At 49.8% G+C, this 23,905-nt stretch carries 19 protein-coding genes; 14 read left to right on the forward strand and 5 right to left on the reverse strand.

Going from position 1 to position 23,905, the window contains the following annotated elements:
- Positions 1–363: 363 nt before the first annotated feature.
- From ACYX4J_RS01545 to ACYX4J_RS01585, 9 genes are all read left to right on the forward strand, one after another.
- Complete coding sequence (locus tag ACYX4J_RS01545; protein ID WP_476177714.1) at positions 364–1,257, forward strand: hypothetical protein; 894 nt, start codon at positions 364–366, stop codon at positions 1,255–1,257.
- Positions 1,258–1,307: 50 nt separating this feature from the next.
- The gene (locus ACYX4J_RS01550) at positions 1,308–1,958 is read left to right on the forward strand and encodes an MBL fold metallo-hydrolase (RefSeq protein ID WP_476177715.1); all 651 of its coding nucleotides are present in this window, start codon (positions 1,308–1,310) and stop codon (positions 1,956–1,958) included.
- A 60-nt stretch (positions 1,959–2,018) separates the two neighbouring features.
- Positions 2,019–2,633, forward strand: coding sequence for a DUF2799 domain-containing protein (locus tag ACYX4J_RS01555; RefSeq protein ID WP_444895986.1), 615 nt, complete (start codon positions 2,019–2,021; stop codon positions 2,631–2,633).
- 83 nt (positions 2,634–2,716) lie between these two features.
- Positions 2,717–3,145 (forward strand): hotdog fold thioesterase, encoded by a 429-nt coding sequence (locus ACYX4J_RS01560; protein ID WP_444892114.1) that lies wholly within the window; start codon positions 2,717–2,719, stop codon positions 3,143–3,145.
- 33 nt (positions 3,146–3,178) lie between these two features.
- Positions 3,179–3,886 carry a M48 family metallopeptidase gene (locus tag ACYX4J_RS01565; RefSeq protein ID WP_476177716.1) on the forward strand — a complete coding sequence of 236 codons (708 nt, stop codon included), beginning with the start codon at positions 3,179–3,181 and terminating at the stop codon, positions 3,884–3,886.
- 43 nt (positions 3,887–3,929) lie between these two features.
- Entirely contained in the window at positions 3,930–5,291 is a 1,362-nt protein-coding gene (gene rlmD / locus ACYX4J_RS01570; RefSeq protein WP_476177717.1) for a 23S rRNA (uracil(1939)-C(5))-methyltransferase RlmD, read from the forward strand.
- A gap of 61 nt (positions 5,292–5,352) precedes the next feature.
- Positions 5,353–5,721 (forward strand): DUF2750 domain-containing protein, encoded by a 369-nt coding sequence (locus ACYX4J_RS01575; protein WP_444895989.1) that lies wholly within the window; start codon positions 5,353–5,355, stop codon positions 5,719–5,721.
- A 55-nt stretch (positions 5,722–5,776) separates the two neighbouring features.
- A complete protein-coding gene (locus ACYX4J_RS01580) occupies positions 5,777–6,151 on the forward strand; it encodes a VOC family protein (RefSeq protein ID WP_476177718.1) in 375 nt (124 codons plus the stop codon).
- A gap of 23 nt (positions 6,152–6,174) precedes the next feature.
- On the forward strand, positions 6,175–7,104 hold the full coding sequence (locus ACYX4J_RS01585) for an SDR family oxidoreductase (protein ID WP_476177719.1): 930 nt from the start codon (positions 6,175–6,177) through the stop codon (positions 7,102–7,104).
- Between the two features lie 6 nt (positions 7,105–7,110).
- Here the strand turns inward: ACYX4J_RS01585 and mnmH are convergent, their stop codons facing one another.
- Complete coding sequence (gene mnmH, locus ACYX4J_RS01590) at positions 7,111–8,214, reverse strand: tRNA 2-selenouridine(34) synthase MnmH (protein WP_476177720.1); 1,104 nt, start codon at positions 8,212–8,214, stop codon at positions 7,111–7,113.
- Positions 8,215–8,565: 351 nt separating this feature from the next.
- On the opposite strand from mnmH, the gene ACYX4J_RS01595 reads away from it, so the two are divergent.
- Positions 8,566–9,156, forward strand: a complete 591-nt coding sequence (locus ACYX4J_RS01595) for a hypothetical protein (RefSeq protein WP_413663455.1) — start codon at positions 8,566–8,568, stop codon at positions 9,154–9,156.
- Positions 9,157–9,284: 128 nt separating this feature from the next.
- Entirely contained in the window at positions 9,285–11,126 is a 1,842-nt protein-coding gene (locus ACYX4J_RS01600; protein ID WP_476177721.1) for an SLC13 family permease, read from the forward strand.
- A gap of 11 nt (positions 11,127–11,137) precedes the next feature.
- On the opposite strand, the gene ACYX4J_RS01605 is transcribed toward ACYX4J_RS01600, so the two are convergent.
- A complete protein-coding gene (locus ACYX4J_RS01605) occupies positions 11,138–11,584 on the reverse strand; it encodes a CBS domain-containing protein (RefSeq protein WP_282931120.1) in 447 nt (148 codons plus the stop codon).
- 550 nt (positions 11,585–12,134) lie between these two features.
- Between ACYX4J_RS01605 and ACYX4J_RS01610 the strand changes: the two genes are divergently transcribed.
- Positions 12,135–12,611 carry a DNA binding protein gene (locus ACYX4J_RS01610; protein ID WP_282931121.1) on the forward strand — a complete coding sequence of 159 codons (477 nt, stop codon included), beginning with the start codon at positions 12,135–12,137 and terminating at the stop codon, positions 12,609–12,611.
- A 169-nt stretch (positions 12,612–12,780) separates the two neighbouring features.
- A complete protein-coding gene (locus tag ACYX4J_RS01615; RefSeq protein WP_444895994.1) occupies positions 12,781–13,344 on the forward strand; it encodes a SixA phosphatase family protein in 564 nt (187 codons plus the stop codon).
- Here ACYX4J_RS01615 and cobB read toward each other — a convergent pair.
- The 3 genes from cobB to selD form a co-directional block, all read right to left on the reverse strand.
- A complete protein-coding gene (cobB, locus tag ACYX4J_RS01620) occupies positions 13,341–14,051 on the reverse strand; it encodes a Sir2 family NAD+-dependent deacetylase (protein WP_476177722.1) in 711 nt (236 codons plus the stop codon). The two genes, ACYX4J_RS01615 and cobB, sit on opposite strands and share 4 nt — an antisense overlap.
- Positions 14,052–14,246: 195 nt before the next feature.
- A complete protein-coding gene (locus tag ACYX4J_RS01625) occupies positions 14,247–15,554 on the reverse strand; it encodes an NAD(P)/FAD-dependent oxidoreductase (protein ID WP_476177723.1) in 1,308 nt (435 codons plus the stop codon).
- Positions 15,555–15,761: 207 nt separating this feature from the next.
- A complete protein-coding gene (gene selD, locus ACYX4J_RS01630) occupies positions 15,762–18,044 on the reverse strand; it encodes a selenide, water dikinase SelD (protein WP_476177724.1) in 2,283 nt (760 codons plus the stop codon).
- 258 nt (positions 18,045–18,302) lie between these two features.
- Between selD and ACYX4J_RS01635 the strand changes: the two genes are divergently transcribed.
- A complete protein-coding gene (locus tag ACYX4J_RS01635; protein WP_476177725.1) occupies positions 18,303–23,501 on the forward strand; it encodes a DUF748 domain-containing protein in 5,199 nt (1,732 codons plus the stop codon).
- The last annotated feature ends 404 nt before the right edge of the window (positions 23,502–23,905 follow it).

Raw genomic sequence — 23,905 nt, forward strand, 5'->3', positions numbered from 1 at the left:
GTTACAGCATTGTAATAGGCCAGCTTTCTGGTGATTCCGCCTCTTGGGTGGCAAATTGGAGTGGCGCCGGTTTAGCTTTGGGCAGTATATTACTATTCGGGTTAAATCGGTCATCTCAACCCGTCGCAATGCAGTTTCTGCGGCTCACTAGTGGGTACGTTAGTTCATATTTGCTGTGATGTATCCACACCGGCTCGTAAAGGGATGCATTATTGTGCAGCTTCCCCTCGCGCCATTTTCAGTATTTTTTCGATTTTTCTTTGGCAGTGAGAATGCCCCTTGTGCGGGTTTTCATCAATGTTCATTCAATTAAAAAAGCCGAGCGCTGCGAAGGCGCCGATAGAATAATAAGAAGAGGAAGCCATGGCGGATATCGTAATCCTTGCTGCTGCGGGTATGGGGGCTGTGGATAACACGTTTGCAAAGCCACTGTTTTCGGCATTGGAAACCGAGCTTGGGGAGGAGTGGTCGCGTCTCTACTGCGCTGAATTACCCGGCCTGGAGCACTTCCAGAGCAATATCGAGCGCACCTTTGAGAGTATGCAGAAGCGCGAGCTGGACTTCCTGCGTGCACGAAAATATTTACTCCTGGGAATGTCGCAGACGGCGGCGCAGTCCGGCAATGTGGATCGCCGGGATAGCAACTACGAAAAGACCCAGCGCGAGATCTATGCGGCGCTGGCCAAGGCCGCTGATCAGGTTGATGAGCGGGCCCCGGTGATATTGATCAGCCATTCGGTGGGTTGTATCAACCTATCTAATTACCTCTGGGACGCCCAGCGCCCCAATGTCAGTTGCGGTGTTTGGCGTGATGGTGGTCCCGCGGGAGTACACAAAGGGTCGGCGCGTGAGAGGTTTTTGCGCCTCAAGACCCTGAGCCATTGGTACACCCTGGGGCCGACAATGCCCCTGTGGTGTTCCGATCGACCCCGGGAGCAAATTCAGGCGGTCACCTCCAATACCCGGGGATACAATTTTCGCTGGAAGAATTTTTATCACCCCAATGACTTGTTTGGCTGGCCCCTTAAACCCCTGAGCCCCTCCTATAACCAGGCGGTGTGCCGTGATTATGAGACTTGTTCGCTGAGCGATCACGGCGCTTTGAGTTCAGTGGCTTTTCCCTCGTCCCCTGAGGATTACTGGCGGAACCCGATAGTTGTTGAGCAGCTGATAGAGGACGTGCGCTCCCTGCTCAAGACGGTGAATAAGCCCGCTCATCGGCATCCACAACCCTCTCAGCAGGCTCTCGCGGTATAATCCCCAATTACCTCAACAGTCTCCTGTAAAAGATGAAGGGCCGCTTTCTTATGTCGCTGCAATATCACCTGGTTCCGGTTACTCCTTTCCAGCAAAACTGCTCGTTGCTGTGGTGTGAAGACAGTAAGCGCGCGGCTGTTGTCGATCCCGGTGGCGATCTCGATAAGATTCTGGCGGCGGTGGAGCAGCGCGGCCTCAAACTGGAGAAAATCCTGCTGACCCACGGCCACCTGGACCATGTAGGCGGCACAGCGGCGTTGTCCAAGCAGCTCCAGCTGCCGATAGAAGGGCCGCATAAAGGCGATGATTTCTGGATTCAGCAGTTGCCCATGCAGGCGCAGATGTTTGGTTTCCCCGCTGTCGAAGTATTTACTCCAGACCGCTGGTTGGAGCAGGGAGATACGGTTACTGTAGGGGATCAGGAACTGGAGGTGCACCACTGCCCGGGTCATACCCCCGGCCATGTGATTTTCTTCCACCGCTCCAGCCAGTTGGCTCTGGTGGGAGATGTTTTGTTTGCCGGTTCGATCGGGCGCACAGATTTCCCCCAGGGAGATCACGATACCCTGATTCGCTCTATCAAAGAGCGTCTATGGCCGCTGGGTGATGAGGTTCAATTTGTACCGGGGCATGGCCCCATGTCCACTTTTGGCCAGGAGCGCCAAACCAATCCTTTTGTCGCCGACAAGCGCTTTGGTTAAGTGATACCTGGATTCCAATAACAGGCGGGAAGTACAGCGCCGGGCCGGGAGTCCCATTTTATGTTTGCAGGAAAAATACGCCTTTTTCTCGCCTTGCTGGTGCTGGGGTTAAGCGGCTGCGCAGTGATTTCCGAAGAGGAGTGCCGTGCGGGGCTCTGGTATGAGCGGGGCCTGCAAGACGGCGCTCGCGGTCGCTCACAGTCGCTGGTGTACGATATTGCCCAAGAGTGTGACAGCTACGACATGCATGTGGATAGCGATGCATGGCTGCAGGGCCATGAAGAGGGTGTAGAGACTTACTGCACTGCAGAAAATGGCTATCACCAGGGGCGTAGGGGGCGTAATTACCAAGGGGTTTGCACTGGCCCTACTGCTGATTTGTTTTTACAGAATTACGAGCGCGGTCTCGCCGAATACCGTATAGAGCAGCATTACCAGCGCCTTTTGTGGCGCCGGGATAATTTAGAACGCGAGTTGCTCTCCCTGCATTACGCCTATCGGAACACTGATAGTGAAGCCCAGGCCCAGGCATTGTACTTGCAGCGCAGCCGCCTTCGCTGGGAGCTGCGGATGTTGGATATGGAGTTGTTTCGTTATGGCTTGTTTGGCCCCACGCATTTAACACCCGGCTATTATCCCCCCGGATTTTTTTCTGCCAGATTATTTTATTGGTAAGTAAAAAAATTTATTGGTCCTGAATGTAAGTAAAGAAGTCCGGATTAATGCTCCGGTATTACACGCACAAGAGATTTATTGTAATGGCAATTTGGCATTTAGATCCTTCACTGGAAGAACTGAACCAGGGAATATCCCAGTGCATGCCCGGCTACCTGGGAATGGAAATTACGGAAATTGGCGATGATTACCTGGAAGGGACCTTACCCGTAGACCATCGCACTCGCCAGCCCTTCGGTATTTTGCATGGTGGTGCTAATGTCGTATTGTCGGAGACGCTGGGTTCCATAGGTGCCAACCTATTAGTGGATACCGATAAATTTTATTGTGTCGGTCAGGAGGTTAACGCCAATCACCTGCGCCCTGTCCCTGAGGGAGAGGTTCGCGGTCGTGCGAAACCCGTGCATATTGGGCGCAGCAGCCAGGTGTGGGAAATTCTGATCTATGCACCCAATGGGAAACTCAGTTGTATTTCTCGCATTACCATGGCTGTTGTAGCTCATGGTGCCTAGTATTAGCTCCTGGGTTGCGAGTGGAGATCCCGCTTGAAACAGGCCCAGGACTTTATTTTTGAAGATATTCCCTATCGCTTGGTGCGTTCGAGCCGGCGCAAGCGTCTGGGGCTGGTACTGTCTTCCGGTGGTGTGGAAGTGCGAATTCCACAGCGTTGCGCAGCCCGTTATGGGCATGAATTCCTGCAGGAAAATATCCAGTGGGTGAGAGCACAGTTACTCGCAGCCGAGCGGCGCGCTGCGCAGGTGCCGCAATATCGGTACGCTTTTGGTGAGAGTTTTCCCTGGCTGGGACAGCAGCTTCCCTTACAGCGTGCGACAAGCAGTAAAAGTGCCGGTATTGGCGATGGTGCTATCGGGCTTTATACCCGCTATCGCGAGCCTGATGACACGCAGCTGCAAACTGCTTTACAACGCCTTTACCAGCGGGAAGCATTGGCATTGTTAACGCAAAAATCCCATGTGTTGGCCGAGCAGCTGGGGTTAAGTATTTCATCAGTAAAAGTCCGTCGTACCAAAAGCAAGTGGGGTCACTGTAGTATTCGCGGTGAGCTGCAGTTTAACTGGCTTGTTTGTCTCGCTCCTGAGCCTATAGTGGATTACCTGGTGGCTCACGAAGTCTGCCATTTGCAACACCATAACCACAGCCGCGCTTTCTGGGATTTGGTCCAAAGTGTGTGCCCCAGATTTAAAGAGTTGCGCCGCTGGTTGCGCGATAACGGCCACCGCCTGACCCTGTAACTTTTTTCTATTCTTTAGTTGTACTGAATTCTCCCAATTAATTATGAGTAAGAAGCCCCGTTTTATTACTGGCCGCAAGCCGGTTAAAAAAAACTTGCCGAGCCGCGCTGAAGCGACAATAGAAAAATTTAGTCACGATATGCGCGGTATTGCCCGGGTAGGTGGCAAAACGGTGTTTATTGATAGTGCCTTACCGGGAGAGCAGGTTAAATTCCGCTATACCGCACGACGCGGCCGTTTTGATGAGGGAATTGTTGAGGAAGTCCTATCGGCTTCAGCGGATCGGTGCGCGCCGCAGTGCGCCTATGTGGATTCATGTGGAGGCTGTTCGGTTCAGCACCTGGAGCCATCGGCACAAATTATAGAAAAGCAAAAAATTCTTTTGGATCAGTTGTTGCGCTTTGGTGGAATTGAACCCGAAGAAATACTGCCGCCGTTAACCGCTGATCCCTATGGTTATCGACGCAAGGCCCGTATCGGCATTCGCAAATTAAAAAAGTTCCAGGGTGGCGAGCTGCTTTTTGGTTTTCGAAAAAAGCACAGCAATGATTTGGTAGATATTGATGAGTGCCCGGTACTACATACAAAAATTGCCGAACATTTAGGGCCGCTAAAAAAACTTGTTGGCGAAAGTGAAGGCCGGGCAAACTTTTCTCATCTGGAAGTGGCGGTTGGGGATGATGTGACAGCTCTGGTGCTCCGCCATTTAAAGCCCCTGTCAGATAAGGACTTGGCGCTCTGGTTAGCATTTGCTAAAAGCACTGGTATACACCTGTATATACAAGGTGGCAGTGATGCTTCCCTGGAGAGAATCTGGCCGACAGAAGGAGCTGCTTATCTAAGTTATCAGTTGCCGGAATTTGACCTGACGCTGAGATTTAAACCGCAGGATTTTGTGCAGGTAAATTTTGCGATAAATCGGCAGATGGTGAGTCGAGCCGTTGAGTTACTCGATCCGCAACCCTCCGAGCGTGTATTGGATTTATTTTGTGGATTGGGGAATTTTACCCTGCCATTGGCGCGTCGTGCAGCGGAAGTGATCGGAGTCGAAGGTGTCGGCGCTTTAACTCAACGAGGTGGGGACAATGCCGCTTTGAACCAATTACAAAATGTGCACTTTTATTCTGCCGACCTGAACGAAAAAATGGCAGGTGCGCCTTGGGCTGAAGCAGGTTTCGATAAAATCCTGTTGGACCCACCGAGGGACGGCGCTCTGGAGGCTGTGCGCGGATTGGCGCGATTTTCTGCCAGTAGGATCGTCTACGTCTCCTGCAACCCGGCCACCCTGGCCCGGGATGCCGGTGAATTGGTGAAGTTGGGGTACCGGTTGAGTAAGGCGGGTGTCATGGATATGTTTCCCCATACCGATCATGTTGAGTCGATGGCAGTATTCGACAGAATTTAGGGCCTATTGAGGCCGGGAAAACTAACGTAAACTGCGGTAAAACCGTTTAAGCGAAGTTGTTATGCAAAGCGAAACCCTAACCGATAATTTTGAAGATAATTGCGCGCGCTTTTTGCCTGAAGCTGTAGGCCAGGGCTGCGTCTGGGCCCTGCAGGGTGAGGAGGGCTTTGCACTTTGTGAGTCTGAAAAAAGGGCCGATACCGAGGTTATGCCCTTTTGGTCGCAAAGAGAATTTGCACAAGACCACTGCGAAGGAGACTGGGCTGACTATGAGGCAGTGGCAATTGACCTGGAAGAATTTATGGATGACTGGCTTACCGGCATGCATGAAGATGTCTTATTGGTGGGGATAAACTGGAACGCCGAACTGGAAGGGGTTGAGATGGAACCCCTGGACCTACTGGAGCAGTTGGAGCAAGAGCTGCAATAAACTGCGCCATAGTGCCCCACCCAGTGGATAAAAATTACTCAACGGGGTGTCTCAAATGGGGCAGATTCTTGGCTTGCGCAAAACAGTCTACGGAGTTGCCAACATTACCGAGGCTGTGGCCTGGTATACGCAGGTACTCGAACAGAAACCCAGCTATGAAAGCGATAGCTATGCGGCATTTAGTATTGGTGATTGCGAGCTCGGATTAAATGCCGATGCGCGCAGTGCGATCAGCCGGGCCGATGGTGTAGTTGCTTACTGGCAGGTTTTGGATTTGGCCGCGCAGATTGAGCGACTCGGTACTATGGGGGTGCGGCAGCACACGGATATAGAGGAAGTTTCTGGACGTGTGCTGATGGCGAGCTTTCTCGACCCCCATGGCAATGTTTTTGGATTGATTGAGTACCTGCAAACGCCCATTGAGAGATAGGACCATTAAACGGAGCAGTTCCTGTGGATAAGCCGCCCATTTCCAGATTTCGTTCCCCCAATCGAAGTTTTGCTGCGGAAAGCCTTGCGCAAATTGGGCGGGGTTATGTGGTTCCGGATCGAGTGGCTTTAATTACCGGCTGCTCAAGCGGTATTGGGCGGGAGCTGGCTTTGGCGCTACATCGCCGGGGAACCATAGTGATTGCCACGGCGCGCCGCCCGGAAAGTTTACAAGAGCTGGCGGACCTGGGAATTGCAACAGAGGCCTTGGATGTGAATTCCCAGGCGGATATCAATCGAGTGGTTCACGCAGTAAAAGCGGCATACGGACGGCTCGATATTTTGGTCAATAACGCCGGTTACGGTCAGATGGGGCCGTTGCTGGAACTGGACACGCGAGCACTGGAAAAGCAGTTCCGAACCAATGTATTTGCCCCTCTCGCTTTGATTAGAGCCTGTGTACCTTTAATGCGTTCGGAGCAGGGCGGAATTGTGTGTAATATTGGCTCGGTTTCCGGGGTAATGCCCACACCTTTCTCCGGTGCCTATTGTGCTTCTAAAGCGGCCCTACACTCTATTTCTGATGTTTTGCGACTTGAACTAAAACCCTTTGGTATTCGGGTAATGACGGTGCAACCCGGTGCGATCGCATCGGAATTTGGTCGCCACGCTGAGACATCCCTGCGCGGTCTTTTGCCGCCGGACTCCCTGTATAAACGGCAGGAAGAGGCGGTTAGGGCCCGTGCCCAGGAGTCCCAACAGAATGCTACATTGGCAAGCATACTGGCTAAAAAATTGGTGCGTGAGCTGCTGCGAAAACGCGCTCGTCCTTTGGTGCGTATTGGCAACCGCAGCAGCCTGTTGCCCTGGATGGCCCGCTGGCTGCCGCGCAGTTTTAGGGACTGGTTTTTAATGCGGAGATTTAAATTAAATCGCCTCGCTCACAAAAGCTGAGGGTTGTTATTCTGGTTTTTGCAGTGAGTGGTTGGACTCCTTCAACCACTGTTGTACTTCGTTGTAGTTGCCTCGATACAGAATCTTCTGTTCCGATTTTTTCATAAGATGGTCGTAGCTGCCGTCATAGTATTCCCGCAACAGTGACACGACGACAGGGATGTACGCATCACTATTATTCGTTCTCAGTAATTCTTGGTTAGCTGAAGCTAAGGCTTCGTTGAGCTGCTTGTAGCGCAGCCCTCCCAGGCGTTTACTGATTTTATTGAGATTGAGATGTAATTCTTCCCCCAAAGATTCAGCTGCTGATTTTTCACCGCTTTTAAAGCGCTCTAAGCCCTCGTGAACATAATTTTGCACAATGCGCTGTGCCCGTGTTTCCAGTGGCTCCTCGACAAGAACCCGGGGAGCGGCCTTCATGGCGGTTTGCAATACTGGAGGAAGTGCGCAGCGTCCAATTAGACGGCTTTCATCTTCAATAGCAATAGCACCTGTCTGCAGGGAAAGCTTCAGCAAGTCGATACTGATCTGATTTTCAAAATCGATTTGTGAAGGTTGGCTACTACTGGTGCGTCCAAAGCTAGAACCTCGATGTTTTGCGATCCCCTCAAGGTCGATATACCGCCGCGCAGCCTGGATTAATTCTGTTTTGCCACTGCCGGTGTGACCAGCAACAACGATAAAGGGCAGCTGGGTACAATGCTTTTCCAGCTCGTTTAACAGGAACTGCCGCATGGCTTTATAGCCACCCTCTACTATCGGGTATTCAATATTATTCGAGCGCAGCAGTCTTTGTGTCATTCGGGAGCGCAAACCGCCTCGGAAACAGTAGAGGTAACCTTGGGGTTGTTTACGTATAAATGTGCTCCATTGTGAAAGACACAAGCTTCGCACTTCATCTGTTGCTAAACGCCAGCCAAGGTCAATTGCTGCTTGCTGGCCTTTGTTCTTGTACTCAGTCCCGATCAGTTCACGTTGGTGATTGTCAAGCAAAGGGTGATTTCTTGCGGAAGGGAAAGCGCCGCGAACAAACTCAACTGGGGCGCGTACGTCCATCAGCGGAATATCATTCAGGAAGATGTCCGTGTAATTCGCAGTATCGGTCCGCAAGGTAGCACTCCTGCTTATTTAGAAAATAGGTGGTATTTGATTGTATCTCCATTTTCTATCCAGGCCTATGGCAACTGAAGAAGCTACTTGTATATGCAATATATGATGTGCTTAGCGTTAGATGACAGTTTGATATTTACACCGGAAATTAATGCTCAGTATGAGAGAATACTTTTTTAATTTATTGCTCGATAGCTCAGTGTTTACATTTACTTTTTGAACCTAATGTGATTCCAGGTCACAGAAGGTAAATCTTAGCTTCCCTGAATTATTGCAGCTGATTTAAAAATCCTGGAAGCATTTGGATTGCATAAGGGGCGGGTTGCTCCTGCGTGTATAGAGGATAAAAACGTGGCTAAAAAATATATCTATATCCCGATAAATAGTGATGAAATGCAGGAATATGCGGAGGGGTTGGCGAAAGCCTGGGGCATACCGGTGAATCAAATCCTGGCCAATAAAGTAACTTCCGGTTTTGGAAAAGCCATGTATCGGTGGGTGAACCAGTGTTTGAGTAAGCTGAACCCTGCCGATACCCTTTACATCGTAACCCATGGCACGGGTGCCGGGGATGGACAATTCATTGGTGCTGAGCGCTCCACGAGTAACAACAAGCAGAAAAAAGTATATGTAAATGGCATGCCTAACTGGCAGGGAGGAGAGTGGAAAACCTACACGCCTCGACAGCTAGCAGATACCTTGGTTAAAGAGGGGCTTCCCGCTAATTTCGTTAATTTACATGTTTGTGCCTGTGGTTCCGGTTACGATGGAGAAAAGTTAAGACCTTGGGCTCAACGCTTGCGCCAAGCGATGGTTGGTACCTATAGAAATATTCAGGTCACTGGATATAGAGGCTGGTTCTCCTGCAGTACTGCCAGGGTTTGTATTAAAGTAGGTACTCAGTTTTATCCATTGGAAGAGCGGGCAGTTACTTTCTCCTGAATTTTGTACCCCTAATGGAGCTGGGGTTATGGCGTAGAAGTGCGCTCCATGTAGTTTCCCGGGTATACCCTGAATAGATAGCTGAACAGAAATCTGAGCAGCTTTTATATTCAGGGATATCTTTCTCCATGACTGTTGACCAGTTACTAATCCTGATTATTTTAAGTGTCACTATAACCCTGTTTATATGGGGGCGGTGGCGCCACGACATGGTTGCTTTAGCAGCCTTATTGACTTGTGTCTTTACCGGTCTGATTCCCCCGGAAAATGCTTTTATTGGTTTTGGGCATCCAGCGGTCGTGACTGTTGCTTGTGTGTTAATCCTGAGTCGCGGTTTACAAAATACCGGTGCAATGGACGCGCTTGCACAACGAGTTGTCCGCAAAAGCGGGAGTATCTCAGTATCCATATTGTTACTCATTGGGCTCGGCGCGTTTTTATCTAGCTTTATGAATAATGTCGGCGCGTTGGCTTTATTAATGCCCGTGGCTGTGGATATGGCCGAGAAACAGAAAGTGGCACTGGGGAGGGTTTTGATGCCCCTGTCTTTCGCAACGATTCTGGGGGGAATGACCACACTGATAGGTACACCGCCAAACCTGGTCGTTTCCGGTTTTCGGGCGGATTCTGGCGCCGGTAGTTACGGTATGTTTGATTTCACCCCGGTGGGTCTGGCAGTTGCGATAGCTGGAGTTTTGTTTATCGCATTCGTTGGATGGCGCTTGGTGCCTACGCGCAACCGAACGGGGGCCTCCTCCTTTGAAACTGGCACATATTTAACAGAAGCACTTGTTGAGGAAAAAAGCGTAGCTGCCGGCAAGAATCTACGTGAAATTTCCAAGATGCTGGGAACAGAAGATGCCCAGGTTGTGGGTGTCGTACACAATGATGCCAGGGTCTCTCCCGCGACTCCCTGGCATAAAGTAAATAGCGGTGACATTTTGGTCATTGAGGCGGAGCCGGAGAGCCTTGCCACCTGCTTGTCCAATCTCAGTTTGAAAACAGTGGGAGCCCTTGGGGCAGATTCATCGGGTAAGGCTCGACAATCGGGCAGCAATAATACCGAGAGTGATTCTCAGAATAAGCCCCCAATAAAAGCACTTGCGGATCGTACCGAAATGCAGCTGCGGGAGTTGGTTGTTATGCCAGACTCCCCTTTAGTGGGACGCCCTATGAGGTTTTCACGCCTCGCAGCGAGATACCAGATTCACTTGCTAGCACTCTCGCGCCAGGGGCGCCGCTCGGTGCGCCGGTTGCGTTCGACACCATTACTGGCCGGTGATGCTCTGTTAATGATGGGGGCCGATGAAAACCTAAACAGCTTTGCTAGGGAAAAGGGCTGTGTGCCTCTGGCCTCAAGGGATATTAGCATTCCCAACAAGGAGAAGGCGGCCATTGCCCTATTGGCTATGGTGCTTGGTGTCGCTGGTGCAGCGTTCGGCCTATTGCCGGCAGCAATCTCGTTCGCCACTTGTGTATTGGCTTTTATGGCGTTGAAGATAGTGCCGCTGCGAAATGTTTATGACTCTATCGACGGGTCCGTAGTCGTGCTATTGGGGACTTTGATTGCTGTTGCTGATGTGATGGAGTCAACGGGAGCTGCAGACTTGGTCGCTCAGGTTCTGTTGGATGTCCTGGCTCAGGGCAGCGCTGTTTTGGCCCTGGGGCTGATCCTGGTAGTTACCATGACGCTGTCTGATTTCATGAATAATGTCGCCACTGCGGCTGTGATGTGTTCAATTGCCATGAGTACTGCAGAACAACTGGCGGTGAATCCAGATAGCTTCCTGATGGCTGTCGCAATTGGAGCCTCTTGCGCATTTCTAACACCGGTTGGGCACCAAAATAACACCCTAATTCTGGGGCCGGGAGGGTTTGAATTTGGTGATTACTGGAAAATGGGGCTGCCACTAGAATTGTTGGTACTCGTTGTGAGTATCCCCATGTTGCTTTGGGTTTGGCCCCTGTAATCGCAGTGAGTTCAAGCAATAGAATCGTCTACCGGCTGGGCCAACTCCGCCATAAACTTGCTACAAAAGCGCAAAATATCAGTCACAGTTACAATTCCAACCAGCTCGCCTTCCCGCATAACCAGTACCGAACCAATACTGGTATCTGCCATAGCTAAGAGAATTTTATCTAACGGGTCGTGGATATCTGCAATAAAGGGACGTCTGGCACATAGGTCATGTACATAAAGTTGCTGCTCTTCTAAACGGTGTCCCGGTGCATTGGCTCTTTCGATATCCCCTCGGGAAATGACCGTCTCCAAGTCGCCTGCACGTGTTACCGGCAGGTGGCGTACTTTGTGCTCCTCCATCATTGCCAGAGCATCCTCTACCGTGGCATTGATATCGATATGGTAGGGAAATGGCGTCATCAGAGCGGCCAAAGTCGGTATATGGTGGATATTATTGTGAGTGGACATAGTATGATCTGGGTATCCAATTGTATTTGGCAATATGCTCGATTACCGTTACACAGCGACTAATTTGCAATTGACGACTGCAGCTACAATATAGCTAATTGCGCTCCCTAGGGATATCCTTTTAAGATTGCAGATATGGCCGCCTTTGTTACACTTTTTAGCCCTTATTTTGAATTATTCCTATTATATTCAAAGGTAGGGACACAAATGGTTGATATTTGCCGGTGAAAGATTATTATTCGCGACCTCAGTCGAAAAATATAATCAGTGATTCGGAGTGTTTGCCGAACCGAGCTGAAATCGGCTAGTTTTTAATAATGTATTTGCCGAATATACCTAACACCAGAACTACACGGTGTGTAGTGGTATCTACTCATGTATATCGGGCAATTCATAATATGCCGGACTAAACATCACTAAATTGCTTGCCATTGGCCAGCCATGATGTTTGTTGATTTTTTACACGGTATATCCGAAATAACAATCTGTGTCGCCCAGCGCCACAGATATATCTCTGTGTTTTTTAATAACCGTCGTTGAGGTTTATTGAATGTTTCAGGAATACGAACAACTTGAACAACAAATCGCCGAACATCAGGCAAGAATCGAAGAGTTACAAGAGCAAATGGCTCAGGCTGAACGCAAGAAAGATGGCGTAATTGCCTATGATAAAGCACTGGTAAACCTTGCTGCTGAATACCACATGGATGAAGAGGAATTCTTCGTTGCCCGTGGCCAGCAAATCGTTGAGTGGTTGGTAGCACAGCTGGGTGATGAAGATCCTGCAGACTACGTACAAACCCTGAAGGCTCGCGTTGCCCGTCACCTCAAGAAGGAAGGTGACAGCCCCCGTCGCGGTCGTCGTGCAGCACCGGCAGCAAAGGCAGCAGAGCCCAAGCTGGAAACTGGTCACTATCGCAACCCGTATACCGGCGCTACTGTTGAAAAGAAAAAGCGTAATCCTAAGGCCCTGAGCCAGTGGATTGATGAGTACGGTCTGGACACCGTAAAAGAGTGGAAAATCTAATTCTGGATGACCACTAATTTGATGCCGGATATCCGGCATCAAATATTTTTTCAAAAATCGTTCGATTTTAATTCATCGCATTATTTGGCATTTTTGCCGCATCCTCTCTTTACTTACCTTATTATATTCAGCATATGTCTGCCCCGTTATTTACCTGGGAGTTTATACTGTGCTTTCAAGACTTAAGCTGTTTATTTTCTGTACACTTTTTGTTCTGGTTGGGGCTTCAAATTGGGTTTTAGCCGACTCTTCTGAGTCTCAGGTTATTTACTTAATACGCCATGCAGAAAAAGAGAAGGGGCCCGGGGTGGGTCGCGACCCTCATTTGACTGAGGCGGGCCAGCAACGTGCACGGCAACTCGCCTATATTCTTGGGGGAGTGGGTATAGATGCTATCTACAGCACTGACTACAACCGCACCCGGGAAACGGTTGAGCCTCTGTCAAAAGAGCTGGGGCTTGAAGTGGAAATTTATAACCCCAGAGATTTAAAAGAATTTGCTAACTCTTTGCAGCAGGCGGGAAATCGGATTTTAGTGGTTGGGCACAGCAATACCACTCCAAAACTGGCGGAATTGCTTGGCGGTGAAAAAGGGCGACCCATTCGAGAGGCCAGTGAGTTTGACCGACTCTATATCCTGGTGCGTGATAATGAGGGGGTAACCACTTTGATACAGCGCTATGGCCCGATGAAATCCTCGCAGACTGAAAATGCAGTTTCAGAGTCACCTTAATTAATAATTTCTTTTGTAAAAGTATCGACTACCTGTGACGCCAGTCCGTGGCGGTGTTCCTTGAAGGCATCGCCGACACTACTGCGCTCCAGGTTCAACTCTATGGTGTGAGCTCCAGCCTGATTGGCACATTCGACAAATCCCGCTGCTGGGTAGACGTTTCCAGATGTGCCAATGCTGATAAATAGGTCGCAATCGGACAACGCCTGATAGATAGTTTCCATTTCCAGAGGCATTTCTCCAAACCAGACCACATGGGGACGAAGGTTTCCCGCCTGCTGACAGCAACTACAGGTATCAGCTATCGAAAGATCCGAATTGAGGGGATATAGCTTTCCGCTCCTACGGCATCGTGCTTTTAGTAGCTCTCCATGCATATGAATCAACTGCTCACTGCCCGCGCGCTCATGTAGGTTGTCAATATTTTGAGTAACCAGTAAGTAATCTCCTTGGAATTTCTGTTCCAGTTCGGCCAGGGCGAGATGGGCGGGGTTAGGATGGATATCTGCAGATAGCAGCTGCTGGCGGCGTTCATTGTAAAATCTATGTACCAGTGCCGGATTGCGATCAAATGCCTCTGGCGTTGCGACATCTTCCAGGCGATGGTTTTCCCACAGGCCATCGGCACCGCGAAAGGTACCTATGCCGGATTCAGCTGAAATTCCTGCGCCGGTAAGTACAACGATTTTTTGATACTGTTTTTTCATTTTATATTTTCACACAAGGGCATTGCCTGGATCTTCAGAGGAGCTCGCATCCAGCACAGAGGTCTTAATTGATGGGCTGGTGTGACTCACAATGTTACCGCCCTGCACTTCCATGTGCAGGGTTTTATTGGTAGTGCTATTAGTTAGTTTTGCACTAACTGTCTAATATCCCCTTAGCTCCATGGGATCGATACTTTAGTGCATCTTTAGCTTCGGTTTCACAAACCGGTTCGCCTGTCCGATTAGGTAGAGCAGCATAGCTCTCGGCCAGCCGTGGATTGCCGCCAAGTGCATACGGTAGAGTGAGCGATAGGCAAGGCCAGCAAGGCGTCCTTCTACGGTAAGACTGCCTTTAACCAACGCCCCCATCAGGTTGCCAACGGCAGTGTATTGACTGAGGGATACCAGAGAGCCTCGATCGCGATAATAAAAATGGTGCAAAGGTCTATCTTCAAATAGGGCAATAATATTGTCGCCAACCAGGGTAGCCATTTGCTGTGCTGCCTGGGCGCGCGGAGGCACTCGCTGGTGATTGCCGTCAATGCAACTGGCGCAGTCCCCCATGGCAAAAATCTTTGCGTCAGTTTGGGTCTGCAAGGTGGTTTCCACTTCGATTTGATTGAGTCGGTTGGTACTGAGGCCATCCAGTTGAGTGAGAAATTTCGGAGCCTTGACGCCGGCAGCCCACACTCGGATAGCGGCTGGAACTTCCTTGCCACAAGACGTGGTGAGTCCGCTCTCTGTTGCAGCTGAAATATGATGGCCGGTAAGAATATTAACCCCCATCTTGGCCAGCTCGCGTTCAGCATTATTTCCAATTCGTTTTGGTAGTGCTGGGAGTAGGTGCTCACCCCCTTCTATCAAGGTGATTTCCATCGCATTGGGACGAATGCGTCCATAGTTGCCAACCAACTTTACGGCATCTACTAGTTCTGCCGAGAGTTCTACACCCGTTGCCCCGCCACCAACGATCGCTACTTGCAATTTATCGTCAACACGGGTTTCTAAACGGAGGAAACGGTTGAGAAGGTTTTGGTGAAATTTTTGTGCTTCATAACTGCTATCCAGGAAAATACAATTTTCCCTGACGCCGGGAATATGAAAGTCGTTACTATGCCCGCCGATACACAGCACCAAATAATCGTATTCCAATTCCCTCGCGGGTACTAACTCGCTACCGTCCTCATCATTAACGGGTCCGAGCTCAACTACCTGTCGTTCACGATCCAGAGACTGCAGGCTTCCTAACTGAAATTCATAGCCGTGAATGCGGGCGTGCACCTGATAATTCAGTGCATCCATATTGGCATCCAATGCGCCGGAGGCAACCTGGTGTAGCAGTGGTTTCCAGAGGTGGGTGCGATTTCGATCGACCAGAGTAACTTGTGCAGCGGGGGACTTGCGGCGGCGCTTAAAGAAAGGGGTAAAAGAAAAATATTGACCGAGCCGCGTAGCCAAATGCAGGCCGCTGGCACCGCCGCCAATAATGACGATCTTTTTCATAGGGGTCTTCCTGTCGATTGCTAAAAGCCGACTCCCCAATCTGTGAAGACCTTTTTTGGTATCGGGAAATATGTCACCGATGTTTTTTCTAGCGCCAGTATGTCGCGCTGAAAGACAGATGACAAGTTAATAAAGTCGGTGAAGGCCTCTCTCAATAGAAATCATACAAAGCTCATAACCGGCTGTTGTTCCGGTTTCGCAAAATCCTTAAACCTGGCCTGGTACAGTCTCGTTGTCCTGTGAAATTAGCGCTCGCCAGTCTGCAGACTTGCGCAAGTGTACGCTTACTTCTGGATTCTGTGAGTCTGTTACTACACCGATAATTGATGCCTGGGTGTAACCGCGTTCTAGCAGTGCGCCCACGCAGGCTTCGGCCTGGTCAATAGGAACAGCAGCGAGGAGCCCCCCGCAAGTCTGTGGATCGGTAATCAATGACCACTGTGGCAATGGCTGCCACTCCTGGGGGTTTTCGACAAAGGCGTAGGCATTGGCATTTTGCGGTTGCAGGCTGGATAGCCATCCGCGCTCGATACAAGTGGCGGCGCCGGAGATTAGCGGTAGATTCTCAGCGATCAGTGTCGCGCTTAACCCTTCAGGGCCGAGCATTTCCAATAGGTGACCCAGCAGGCCAAAGCCCGTGACATCCGTCAGCGCATTGGCGTTATGGCGGGCAAATATCTCTGCGGCGTCGGCATTGCTATGCAACATGGTTTCCAGCGCCTGCTGCAACCATAGGCCTTTAGCCTCTCCCGCGCCCTCTGCTGCCAGGATAGTGCCTACTCCCAATGGCTTGCTCAGGATCAAGCAGTCTCCCCCGCGGGCCCCCGTTTTTTCCAGGAGTTGCTCCCGCTCGGAAAATCCATTGACGGTTAGGCCCATTAGCATTTCAGAACCTTCGGCGGTATGCCCGCCAGACAGGACACAGTGGTGCCGGTTCAGCTCGTGGATGGCGCCTGCGAGTAACTGCTGTAGGTCTCGCCGGGTTATTTCCTCTGCAGCCGTAGGCAGGGTTGCAAGGATTTGTGCGGTGGCGGGTCGAGCATTCATAGCAAATAGGTCGGATAGGGCGTGCAGAGCCGCCAGGCGACCAAATATCCATGGATCATCTACAGGTGCACGCAATTGGTCGGAGCTTTGCACTAATAAATGATTAGCCGGTAGGTCCATAACTGCGGCATCGTCACCGACGCCCTTTAACAGGTATTCCGAATGCTGATCCGGGAGGGTCGCCAGCGTGCGGCGCAGGATGTCAGCTCCAACTTTTGCGCCACAGCCATTACAGCGCATTGGAGATAGAGAAGAGCCTGAGCGCTGGTCGACGATGTCTTTGGTTTTGGCAGTGTGATCAGCCATGTCCATTGGCAGCTCACTGAAGCGTCGCATAAATGTGCGGTCGATAGAGTCTTTCCATCGCCACATCAGACCGCTTGCAGCGGCGAAGCCATTTCGAACTGCCACAGCCCGCTTGCCACCGCAGGAGAGCAGGCTGAGAAAATCTTTTTGTGGCAGGTATTGTTTTAAGCGGCGTCCGGTCAGGGAGGCGCGCAGATTGTGAAATAGAACTGGCCCCTGGCGAACGGCGTAAACTCCAGCCTTGGGTAGAGGCTCTGGGGCGAAACTGGCCACATCACCAGCTGCAAAAACGTCTTCCCGCCCCTGGGCGCGAAGTGTTTGATCCACCACCACAAAGCCTTTGTCATCGAGGGACAGGCCCGAGTTGGCCAGCCAGGGGGGAGCACAGGCATTGGTGGTGAGTATTACCTGATCGAGGGGCAGGCAGTCACCGCTCCCATTAACGACACCCTGTTCGGTAATTTCATTAACGTTCCAGTTATGGTGTAACTGAACCCCTAGCTCTTGCATCTCCTTTGAGACTAATTTGCGCGCTCTGACTGGATAGCCCTGGGGAATTGCTGCGGCGCCATGAATCAGGTGAACCTCTACCTGCTTTTTCTTAACGGCACCTTGTAAAGCGTGAGCCATTGCCATCGACAGCTCGCAACCTCCGGCACCGCCGCCGACAACTCCTAAGCGGAAAGGTGAGGTGTTTTCACCAACCTGTTTTTGCAGCTTTTGCCAGAAACGGTAGAAATGCCCGATAGGTTTTACCGGGATTGCCAATTCGGAGCCCGGTAACTCGCGGGCGGGAGTCGCGCCGACATCCAAAGAGAGCAGGTCGTACTCTATGGGAGGTCTACCCAATAGGGATACGGTGCGATTATCGATGTCAATTTCGTGTGCACAGGCCTGTATAAAGCGGGCACCAGCGGCCCGGCAGAGCCTGGCAAGATCTATATGAGTGTCTTCCAGGGAGTAATGGCCTGCAACCATTCCGGGCAACATACCGGAGTAGGCGGTTTGCACTTGGGGAGAGACCAGGGTCAGACGCGCGCCTGGCAGAGGGTTCATGGCCCACATTTGCAGCACAATAGCATGGCTATGGCCGCCGCCGACCAAAAGGATGTCCTGGTAGTTTGGATGCTCCTGCATGTCTACTCACTGGCTGGGTAACAGAAAAAATGAGAGGCGGTAAGGATACTGGCTTCCCAAACTTCCGCGCCGCGCAAATACACCCCTGGATAAATAGTAGACAGTTCGCATTTGACTGCGAGCGAATGGACGACGCAGCTGCTTATTATCGCGAATAGCAGCGCCAAGGCAAAAAAATCCCCAGGTGCTGGTCTTTACTGTATGGGCCTAATTGCAGTTGTAATCTGCATAAAATTCATTTTCTGGCGCTTAATTCTAATGCCCCCAGAGCCCGCTTCTCAGAATGCCTTTTTCCGCCGCTTAATCTGGTGGCTGCTAGCTGGGCTATTGCTGGTGGAAGTTCTTCACTGGTGGGCAGCAAACTGGGTGCGGGTAAAAGCTGGCGACTGGATGGAGGAGCGAGGCCTTGAATTCCATGTGGATCATTTGCGCGTATCGCTGCTGGATCTAAGTGTTATAGCGATTGATGTAAAAGCTGAGAATCGCGAAGGGCGGGGATTCTCTGCTCATGAGGTAATGCTCGATTACAGCTGGTGGCAATTGTTATGGGGGCGAGCTCATTTACCCAAGGCATCGGTGAGCGGTGCCTATATGGACCTGCAGTCTTACCCGGGTGAACTGTACCGGGAGTGGGAGGTGGGTGGCTGGAATCTTGGAGGCGGAGCGCGACAGGATCGCGATTTCAGGCTGCTTATCGGTCGCGCCCAGATACGAGACAGCGAACTTTGCTACCTGCACAAGCCTATTTGGAGCCAAGCCACCTGCGCAGCCATCGGCAAACTCCAAACCGATAAATTCACGCTGGCATTATGGCGTAAAGGTGATGTTCCCCTGAACGTAGATATTGCTATTGGGGATTTACAGGTCGGTGATTTATTGGCCTGGGAGAGAGGTAAATCACGATACAATACGGTGATAGGCAGTTTGGAAGGAACTCAGGTCAATTTTTCCTGGCCGAGCCTCAATACAGATCTTAACAAGTTTACTGCGAAATACTTTATAGGATGCCCGCCACAGCGTTGGGCCGATGCAATAGCAGGGCTGCAAAGCCTGATTGGACATTGCGCCTCCGCCCGCCGGCTTGCCGCAGCAGGTGATATGAAATTCGGGTTTGGCCGCAAGGCTCGTGCCCAGTGGCGGCAGCTCAATGGTGAGAGTGTTGTACTGAGGCACAGTGATCGCCTTTGGCAGGATTGGCGGGCCGGGGTTATTAGCATCAGTGAGTTTAATTTTGAGCGCCCGAAAAAGCGTTTGGGATGGAGGCGAGGCTTTGCCCAGGCATTTGATTGGTGTCCACGACATCTGCGTAACGCCAATTCCCACCTGTGTCTGCGAGCGGCTAATTTAGACCTGCCGGAAAAAACGGTTTTCGACTGGAACGATCGCTTAAAAATAAATACAGGGGCCAGTTCAATTAATCGGGGCTACCTCTTGGATATGGCTCGATCTACCAGCCATCCCATCAGGGCTAATAATGGTGTATTTGGTCCTCTTCAGTTTCATGCCAAAACGCGAATATTATCTTTTGCCCATCTTGCGATAGAAACAGCCAATGGGTGTGTACCGGGCGGTCTGTGGAAGAAGCCCGATCACTGTGTCTCTATGGTTGGTCTCAAAAGTACAGAGGAATTTGCCTTTCAGTTCGGCTCTGCTGAACACAATATTGATTGGGGGCTTTCCAGCGGTCCTCTGCAATTGGCTCAATTTTCAATAGGTGCCAGAGGTCGTCCCAGAGCTAAACTACAGGACCTACGCTGGCGGGTTATTGATACAATAGGTCGTAACGGCCCGCTATCTGCTCAGGACTTTTTTATCCAGTCACTATCAGGGTGTTTGCCGCAGGACTTTCTCCCCTCGGATTGGCAGCCTTTATGCGCACGTTTGAACAGCTTTTCAGGGCAGGGACATTTTGCCTGGCAGGGAGGTGAAGATGGCTATGCCATTTTGGGAAAACTGCGCCTTCACCGATTACTTCTAAATGATTCCGCTGGTGCAGGAAATGGCTTAGTGATACAGCAGTTTGAAAGTGGCGATAGCTTATTTAAAAGAAAGGTTACAAATAATCCTTGGGTGGCGACCAGTCAGTTACCGGGTATTCCTCAAGAAGTTGGTGATGATAATTACGGCACCGAAAAAGGAAGACTGGATCAACAAAATATTGATGCGGATAAAAATCCTGACGACTTAGGGCTGGCCACCATAGAAAACCCAAACCTGGAAATAAAAAAGCTTGTTTTGAAGAAACTGGCTGGCTGTCTCACTGAAGGTTGGAAAAGGTTATTTTATCGCGCCAATAAAAACCACGAAAATCTGCCAGTTTGCTTTGATATCCGCTCATTAGAGCAAAGGGAGCCACTCTTTATATCTTGGCAGCAGGGGATAGATCTCTTTGTAAAAAAAATCTCCGTGGTTAGTGCTGAAGCGAAGACAAAAGGGGGCAGGAAATTATTTGACTTAAAAAAGATAGATCTACCCCTTGCCAGGCTAAGGCATAGACGTACACCAGACTCTGAATCTTATATCGCTTTGCCCGGTGCAAATGCTGAAAAGTTGAGTGGCTGCTTTCCCGGCGGTAGGCAAGTGAGTTCACTAAATATTCACTGTGTAGATGTTGAGCGCCTTTCACTGGGAGATTACTCCTTCGTTTATTTCAGCCAACGCAATCTAATTGCCAATATGGATGACTCAGCAATTCAATCCGTGCAGCTGAAAAACCTATCTGGCGCGAATGTTTTTGATATTGGAGGTGTACTTATACCAAAGCTAGAGTTGCTATGGTCCCGGGAAAAACCTACCCAGTCAAAAATTGCATTGCAGGATGTTGCTGCTGACAGAGTAACCTTGTGTCTTCCCTGGCTAGCAGAGGCGTATAAATCGATACCGACCTGTGTATTTGGGCAAGATATCCATTCGGTAGGGCAAAGCGGTTGGTCGATCGAAGAAGTGGAATTAAAGGAGGACTTTGAAACTGTACCCATGTTGCAACTGGGGCGAGTATTCACGAAGAGAACGTCTTTTTCCTCCAATACTCTCGATTTTTATGGGCTCAATATCGATGAGGTTCTGCTTTGTGGGTTGAGATCTTATTCTTCTGAAAATAATGAAGATATGGGTCTTGCCGATTGCATTGAGACCCCACAAATAAGCTTTGGTGATTCCTGGGTAAAATTGGGTATAGATTCAGGCGCCCCCCGCTTGGATTTAGGGCCGTTAAAGAGTAAGCCTATCGCGTTTTGGCAAAAGGGTCGCGACTATTTAGAAGCTGGTGTGCAGGGCTTGAGTTGGAGTCGATTTATCTGGGATAGAGGTGCAGAGTTCTCAGTGTCGAATCTAAGCTTGCAGAATATCCGGGCGTGTACGCGGGATACGGGGCTTGCAGTAACTGTGGATAAGCTGAGTCGGGCCAGGGCAGGTGACTCCCACCATTGTTTTGGGGTTGATAAATTATCCATGCCGGGATTACAGAAAATCAAATTGTCAGACCCCTGGTCAGTTCAAGGTTCTGTAGAATTGGTTGGGCTATCAATACCCAGGAAAAATTTGGGGCCACTGAAAATACCAAAATTTGAAATTGATAATATCTCCTTGCAAGGGGAATCTTTGGCGAAAGCCTCTGGTGCGAGGGGATGTATGCCAGGGGGACTATTAAAAGACGAAAAGATAGCGCCCTGTTATGAATTTGGGGCCTTTAGTATTGGCAAGGCAGAAGGTATTAATGGCACTGGCGGAAGGCAGCTTATCCTTTCTGGGATAAAAATAAGTAATGTACAGTTGCATGAGCAAAATTTTCCACAGGAATTGCCACTTAAACTTTTATCTGTATCCGGTATGGGGGCCGGACACTTAAATATCAGCCGGCAGGGAGTTGATTTCAAGGGTTTACAGTTTAAGGAAATTGCAGGATGTTTTCCCAGTGGTTACCTGGATCAGGGAGATCATTGCTTCAGCTTCTCGAGTTTAATGCTGGAGGGGAACTACCGCCGTGGTCAGGGGGCAGAACTTGCTGTTGTGAGGGTCAATGGCATCACTTTGCTTTCACCTTCTGGGGAAGAGTTAGTGCACGGTGAAAGCATAACCTTGTCGCATTTGCTCTTTACCGATACCGAGTGGCGCTTTGCCAGTGGTGAGGCAATTCACTTTCATTTTTTTGAGAGAAACCCGGATAGTTTGGATTTTGATCGCCATAGATGGATGGCTGATTTTAAGTCCCTGTGGGTTGAAGGTTTGAGCTACTACCGCCCTAAGAAAACACTCACTGTTGGTTTTATCGACTTTCTGCGCCCTCGATTTATTCTCTTAAGGGATTTATCGGGGAAGTTTCCGGTGGCCCGAAAAATTAATGAGTTGCGAGGCTTTGGCGGCATTGACACGTTTGCTTTCAGGGAGGAGGGCAGCCCGCCGCTACTTTATCATCTCGGTGACCTCTACCTAAAACACGGCACTTTTAGTTGGGTAGACTATCAAGATGAATTCAGGGCCCGCTTACCGGTCCGGGATATCAACTTTATTCTCAGTGATTTAAGTAACTTGGCCGAACACCCCCCTGCGGTGATTGTTGTTAATGGAAGGCCTGGCGGATTTGGTGAGGTTCAGATAGGGGGAACTGTAGATTACTTGGGAGATAAAAAGTGGAATGCTGATCTTACCGGATATCTCACCAGCGTAAATTTGATACCTGCTACGCCTTATATGGCCAAGTTGTTAGGTTACAAAATCCTTCAAGGGCAGGGAGATGCGGTAGTTAATATTCGGGTATTTGAAAATGAACTCGATGGCTTTGCCGATATACGACTGGAAAAACTAAAAGTTCGCCGGGTGCGGAAAGATGATCAGCTACCGGTGAAGTCCACGCTGATTCCCTTGAATATTGCTCTATGGTTGCTAAAAGACGGGCGGGGGGATATCAAGTTTGGCATGCCTGTTAGCGGCAATATTCGCGATCCCAAGTTCTCCTTCAGTTTTGTATTTAGTGAGTTGCTACAAAAGGCAATTATAGATGCCTTGATAAGCTATTTGACTCCCTATGGCGTTTATTTGTTGGCACGTTATGCCTGGGGGCGTTTCAGGGCGAAATCATTTGCGTCTATTGACTTTGAGCCTGGAAGTGCAAAATTAACTAATTTAGCACTGACACAACTACAGCGTATGGTCTTTGTTTTACTTAAGAACCCTGACGCACGGCCAGGAGTATGCGGCATCTCTAATGCCCGGGACTGGCAAGCCCTGTACCCCTATTCCATGGCAGGTATGAGCAGAAGCGGAAGATCCCAGGTTGCTTTTTACCAAAACCCATCTCTGGAACTTCGTGAAGAACTTGAAAATTTGGCAATGGAGCGAAGCCGAAATGTCGAAAAGTATTTGATTGATGCGGGAATAGAGGCTTCAGAATTAATCCCTTGCGCACCTGACTATATTGGTAAGGATTTTGGTGATCCAAGGGTGGAATTTTCGAATTAAGTAAGCATGTAACATTAATATCTATATAAATAATGGTACAAATTTCCGTCGTCCCTTCCTGCCTTACAGCTTGTGGTAGCTTCGTACCGCTATAGGTTTGTTAGGGTGTCAAGGTCGTTATTGAGGGCAGCGTTAATTATTTATTTTGCTGTAATTAGTACATATAAGATTGTTTGCCTTCTTTTTGTGAAACGATTCACTGTGTTTAAATATGCCTCAGTTTTTCGACTTTTTTAAGGTTTGTTATTTGTAGGGTGAGAGTTGGGACCTTTTTACAGGTTGTTGTGGGGTTAAGTAGTTTCCAGGTCTGCCTTTAGATTAACGTAATTTTCAAATTAATTTGAATTATGGCTTGCAAGTTGCTTCCTTGATGCGGTCGTAGAATTCCGGCATAGTGAGCCTGA

The organism is Microbulbifer sp. ABM4_008 (assembly GCF_056311705.1).

Coding starts and splice junctions, on each gene's coding strand:
- ACYX4J_RS01545 (WP_476177714.1), top strand. CDS start 364: ATGGCGGATATCGTAATCCTTGCTGCTGCGGGTATGGGGGCTGTGGAT.
- ACYX4J_RS01550 (WP_476177715.1), top strand. CDS start 1,308: ATGTCGCTGCAATATCACCTGGTTCCGGTTACTCCTTTCCAGCAAAAC.
- ACYX4J_RS01555 (WP_444895986.1), top strand. CDS start 2,019: ATGTTTGCAGGAAAAATACGCCTTTTTCTCGCCTTGCTGGTGCTGGGG.
- ACYX4J_RS01560 (WP_444892114.1), top strand. CDS start 2,717: ATGGCAATTTGGCATTTAGATCCTTCACTGGAAGAACTGAACCAGGGA.
- rlmD (WP_476177717.1), top strand. CDS start 3,930: ATGAGTAAGAAGCCCCGTTTTATTACTGGCCGCAAGCCGGTTAAAAAA.
- ACYX4J_RS01575 (WP_444895989.1), top strand. CDS start 5,353: ATGCAAAGCGAAACCCTAACCGATAATTTTGAAGATAATTGCGCGCGC.
- ACYX4J_RS01580 (WP_476177718.1), top strand. CDS start 5,777: ATGGGGCAGATTCTTGGCTTGCGCAAAACAGTCTACGGAGTTGCCAAC.
- ACYX4J_RS01600 (WP_476177721.1), top strand. CDS start 9,285: ATGACTGTTGACCAGTTACTAATCCTGATTATTTTAAGTGTCACTATA.
- ACYX4J_RS01605 (WP_282931120.1), bottom strand. CDS start 11,584: ATGTCCACTCACAATAATATCCACCATATACCGACTTTGGCCGCTCTG.
- ACYX4J_RS01610 (WP_282931121.1), top strand. CDS start 12,135: ATGTTTCAGGAATACGAACAACTTGAACAACAAATCGCCGAACATCAG.
- cobB (WP_476177722.1), bottom strand. CDS start 14,051: ATGAAAAAACAGTATCAAAAAATCGTTGTACTTACCGGCGCAGGAATT.
- ACYX4J_RS01625 (WP_476177723.1), bottom strand. CDS start 15,554: ATGAAAAAGATCGTCATTATTGGCGGCGGTGCCAGCGGCCTGCATTTG.
- selD (WP_476177724.1), bottom strand. CDS start 18,044: ATGCAGGAGCATCCAAACTACCAGGACATCCTTTTGGTCGGCGGCGGC.
- ACYX4J_RS01635 (WP_476177725.1), top strand. CDS start 18,303: ATGCCCCCAGAGCCCGCTTCTCAGAATGCCTTTTTCCGCCGCTTAATC.